Origin of the sequence: Streptomyces sp. NPDC004667 (assembly GCF_040609475.1) — a bacterium.
Classification (GTDB): Bacteria; Actinomycetota; Actinomycetes; order Streptomycetales; family Streptomycetaceae; genus Streptomyces.
Genome location: NZ_JBEXKC010000196.1, coordinates 1 through 4,335, shown reverse-complemented (window position 1 = coordinate 4,335; position 4,335 = coordinate 1). Strand labels below are relative to the sequence as shown.

Below are 4,335 nucleotides of genomic sequence, written 5' to 3'. Positions count from 1 at the left end.
CCGGACAGGCACTGGCCCGGCTGCTGGGCGCGGCGGGCTTCGGGGCCGCCTGGACCTTCTGGGGGCAGGGGCCCGCCCTGTGGACGGCGGCGCTCGCGCTCGCGGGCGCCCTCGCGGCCGCCTGGCACATCCTGCCCGCCCCGGCTCCCGATCCGGCTGCCGCACCCCCCGCCGACGCCCAGGAGTCGCCGTGAATCACCGCCCGTCACCACTGCGCCGCCTCGCCCTCGTCGTGTTCGCCGTCCTGCTGCTCGGGGGCGGCTCCCTGGGCTACGTACTGCACGCCAGGCACCGCGACCTCCCGACGGCCGCCGGGGACGGATCGTTCAGCCTGGCCGCCCCCGGGCTCTACTACCGGGACTCGGCCACCGGGCACGTCGCCCGGCGGAGCGGCACCGGCGGGCCGCCCGCCACGGGGGGACCCGCCTGCGAGCGCTTCCACATCGCGGGGGAGCGCGCCCTGTGCCTGCGCAAGCTGCCCGGTGTCCCGGCCCGCACCCAAGCCCTCGTACTGGACCGGCAGCTCCGCGAGGTCAAACGCGTGACCGTACCCGGAATCCCCAACAGGGCCCGCGTCTCGGCCTCGGGGAACGTGCTGTCGTGGACGACCTTCGCGGTCGGCGACTCCTACGCCACGACCGCGTTCTCCACCCGGACCTCCATCCTCGACCTGCGCACCGGCTACCTGATCAAATCGATGGAGGAGATCCCGCTGACCATCGACGGCACCCGCCACCACGCCCCCGACGTCAACTACTGGGGAGTGACCTTCGCCCACGACGACAACCGCTTCTACGCCACGGTGTCGACCAAGGGCCGCACCCACCTCGTCGAGGGGGACCTGCGCGACTGGTCGGCGAAGGCCCTGCGCGAGAACGTCGAATGCCCCTCGCTGTCACCGGACGACACCCGCATCGCCTTCAAGAAGAAGGTCTCCGACGACCCCGCCGCACCCTGGCGGCTGTACGTCCTGGACCTGGCGGACCTGCGTGAACACCCGCTGGCGGAGACGCACAGCGTCGACGACCAGGCGGCCTGGCTGGACGACGAGACCGTCGGCTACGCCCTCCCGGGAGGGGAAGGACGCGCCGGCGGCATCTGGTCCGTCCCGGCGGACGGCACGGGCGCCCCCCGCCTCCTGATCCCCGGCGGCTCCTCCCCGGCCGCCACGAACTGACCGCAGCACGCGAAGACGAAGTATCTGCGGGGTGGGGACGGGCGGTGCCTGGAACTTCTGGCAGAACAACCACCGGTACTCACTGTTCGTTTCGAAATGTGGGTACGTATTGCCACTTCTCATCGACACAGCCGGGTAGTTGCATGGCCGTCGAGTGTCTGCGGTCGGGGCGCGATGTCCGCGGTGTCGAGCAGTACGCACTGGTCGAATTTCATGCAGCCGCACTCCAGGCAGTCCGCAACTGCCTGGCGTAGGGCCTGGGTCTGCGCGATGTGACGATCGAGTTCGGGCAGCTTGCGTGTAGCCATGTCCCGCCACTGACGAGTTGCGGACGGTGCGGTGTCTTCGGCCAGCAGCTGCGTAATCTCGGCGAGGGTGAAGCCGGCCCGCTGCGCCATCTTGATCAGGGCGACCCGGCGGACGGTCGTGGCGGGCCATACCCGGCGCCCGCCTTCGCGGCGCGCGCCGGGCAGCAGACCGCGCTCCTCCCAGTAGCGCAGCGCCGAAGCACGCACACGGGCTTGCTCCGCGAGCTCGCTGATGGGTAGATAGCGCACGCCTGCCTCCTTCTCGGTCCGGTCTTGACTTCAAGCGCGCTTGAAGCGCGATTGTGACCTGCATGTTCTCAGTCGCACCGGGACGTCTGCTGCCCGCCCCCTACCGTTCACTGTTCGCCGACCGCACCTTTCGACGGCTGATGCCGGTCTTCGCGTTGTCCGACCTCGGGGACGGCATGACCGTCGTGGCGGTCGCGTGGCTCGCGCTCGCACTGGGCCCTGACGGCGGCCAGGGCACGCTGGCAGGCATCGCTGTCGCCGCCTACGTCCTGCCCGGCGCGCTGGGAGCACTGGCTCTGGGCAGGTGGATGCGCCGGCTGTCCGCGCGGCGACTCCTGGTCACAGACTCCACGCTACGGGCAGTACTGCTGGGGGCGGTCCCGCTCGCACACATGGCGGGGCTGCTCACCCCGGCCGTGTACGTCGGGCTTCTGGGCGCCTCCTCGCTGCTGCACGCCTGGGGCAAGGCCGGAAAGCACGCACTCTTCGCACCTTTACTCCCTGATGACCAGCGCCTGGCGGCCAACAGTGTGATCAGCACCAGCCTCTGGACCGCGACCATCGCGGGCCCCGCCCTGGCGGGCCTTCTCGTGGGAGGGGTATCCCCGGCGTGGATCATCGGCCTGGACGCCGCCACGTTCGCCGTGCTCGCGCTCCAGGCCGGCCGCACCCCTTCGCCCGGGACGCCGGCGCCCCCGGTGACCGGCGGCACACACCGCGGCCTGAGCATCCTGCGCCGCCAGCCTGAGCTGTTCGGCCTGCTCCTCGTGACCTGGGTGTTCAACCTCGCCTTCGGCCCCGTCGAAGTGGCCCTGCCTCTGTTCGTCTCCGACGACCTCGACGCCAGCGCAGGGCTACTCGGCACCTACTGGGCCGCTTTCGGGATCGGAGCCGTTATCGGCGCCCTCGCCCTGGGCGCGGCCAAAAGGCTTCCCCTGTGGCCGGCCATGCTCGGCATCATCGCGGGCCACGGCATCGGGATGCTCCCATTCGCCCTCGCGGACACCGCCGTCCCTTCCTTGCTCGGCTTCGCCTTCGCCGGACTCGTCTACGGCCCCTACTCCGCACTCTCCTTCACTCTGATCCAGGAGCGCGCACCCGCCGACTCGCTCACCACGGTCCTGGCCGCGCGCAGCGCCGTACTCCTGACCGCCTCCCCCCTAGGAGCCGCGGTCGGAGGCTTCCTCCTCGACCGGACCAGCGCACCCGCTGTCCTCGTCGGCTGCGGTGCGCTGATGATCCTCACCGTCCCCACCAGCATCGTTGTACTGAAGCTTTGCGGAAGCCGCCGCCGACGGCCTCGGCCCGCGCCCGCTCCGGCCATGCGAGCGAGGTGCACTGACCGGGACTGACGGACGTCACGGCACTCACGCCGCTTCGACCGGGCCGAGATCTCGACCGTGACTGACGATCTCGTTCCCGATGACCTGTGGCCGCGTGTCGAGCCCTTGCTGCCGGCACCGCCGGCGCGCAGGCACCGGTCCCCTGGACGAAAGCGCACTCCCGACCGGGTGGCACTGGCGGGCATCGTCTATGTCCTGCGGAAGGGAGTGACCTGGAGAGACGCGCCCGCGATGCTGATCGGCTGCTCGGGAGTCACCAGCTGGCGACGCTTGCGGGATTGGACCGAAGCCGGTTTCTGGCCCCGCCTGCATCAAGTACTCCCGACCGAGCTGCGGACCGCTGGAAAGCTGGAGATGGATGACTGCGCGATCGACGGTTCGCACATCAGAGCGTTGCACGAAAACGCCCGGCCGGGCGTCTTCGCGTAGCCACCCGCCGAGCCCGAGTGTGACCGGCTTCCGCACACCCTGGCCGGCACGCGAGGACGAGCCGCCCCCTCACACTGCGGAGCATCGCGGGGCCCGGGCGGATCCGCCGGTATGGCCCCGGGCAGGACGAGCGTCACGGCGATCCCGGCGCGGCGAGCGCCCGGGCGGCGTCGAGTTCGTCGGACCACGCGGGCCGGGCGAAGGCGTTCCCGTACAACCGGACGCAGCTGCGCTGGTGTTCGGCGTAGGCGGTGCGCAACCGGGCGGCGTAGTGGGCGCACAGAGCGCGGGGCGCGGCGGTTCCCCGCGCGGCCCCGTCGATGACGGCGGCGGCGAGGATGGCGGTACGAAGGGCCTGCGCGGTTCCGGTGCCGCTGAGGGGGTCGTAGCGGATGGCTCCGGCCCCGACGAGCAGCCGGCCCGGAGCGTCCCCGGAGGGGGGCGTCGCGGGGGCCGGATGCAGGAGCGGGGCGGCCGGGATGGCGGCGGCGGACCGGGGCGGGTGGCGCAGGAGCGCACCGAGGCCGGTCTCGGCGGCCAGGCGGGCCAGCAGGGCGACGGGGTCCCCGGCCGGACCGGGCACCATGGCCTGCACGAGTGCGGCGCCGTGCCCCATCGGGGTGAGCTGCGCCCAGCCCGTTTCGGCGGTGCCGAGGACAGCGGTCCGCTCGTCGGCGCCGGGGCGGAGCGGAGCCGTCCCGGCCAGCAACCGACGCCGTCCGGAAGCCCGTTCGGGCCACGACGGGGCGGACGCCGGCGCGCGCGACGGCACGGTCGCCGTGACGGGCGCCGGGTCGGGTGGCCCGACGGGTGATCCGGGGCGTACTCC

At 72.2% G+C, this 4,335-nt stretch carries 3 protein-coding genes and 3 pseudogenes; 4 read left to right on the top strand and 2 right to left on the bottom strand.

Going from position 1 to position 4,335, the window contains the following annotated elements; genetic code table 11:
* Window positions 1-194: pseudogene (locus ABZW32_RS39005) on the top strand (MFS transporter); the annotation flags it as partial.
* Window positions 191-1,177, top strand: a complete 987-nt coding sequence (locus ABZW32_RS39000) for a hypothetical protein (protein ID WP_356225554.1) — start codon at window positions 191-193, stop codon at window positions 1,175-1,177. The pseudogene ABZW32_RS39005 and the gene ABZW32_RS39000, both read left to right, overlap by 4 nt.
* Before the next feature lie 119 nt (window positions 1,178-1,296).
* Here the strand turns inward: ABZW32_RS39000 and ABZW32_RS38995 are convergent, their stop codons facing one another.
* Window positions 1,297-1,734: a MerR family transcriptional regulator gene (locus ABZW32_RS38995; RefSeq protein WP_356225552.1), complete on the bottom strand. Its 438-nt coding sequence runs from the start codon at window positions 1,732-1,734 to the stop codon at window positions 1,297-1,299.
* 62 nt (window positions 1,735-1,796) lie between these two features.
* On the opposite strand from ABZW32_RS38995, the gene ABZW32_RS38990 reads away from it, so the two are divergent.
* Window positions 1,797-3,086, top strand: coding sequence for an MFS transporter (locus ABZW32_RS38990; RefSeq protein ID WP_356225551.1), 1,290 nt, complete (start codon window positions 1,797-1,799; stop codon window positions 3,084-3,086).
* Between the two features lie 48 nt (window positions 3,087-3,134).
* Window positions 3,135-3,473 (top strand): annotated as a pseudogene (locus tag ABZW32_RS38985) (transposase); the annotation flags it as partial.
* A gap of 166 nt (window positions 3,474-3,639) precedes the next feature.
* Here ABZW32_RS38985 and ABZW32_RS38980 read toward each other — a convergent pair.
* Window positions 3,640-4,335, bottom strand: a pseudogene (locus ABZW32_RS38980) (hypothetical protein); the annotation flags it as partial.

Bases quoted from the DNA above. Each gene is read 5' to 3' on its own strand.
- ABZW32_RS38990 (WP_356225551.1), top strand. From the start codon at position 1,797: ATGTTCTCAGTCGCACCGGGACGTCTGCTGCCCGCCCCCTACCGTTCA.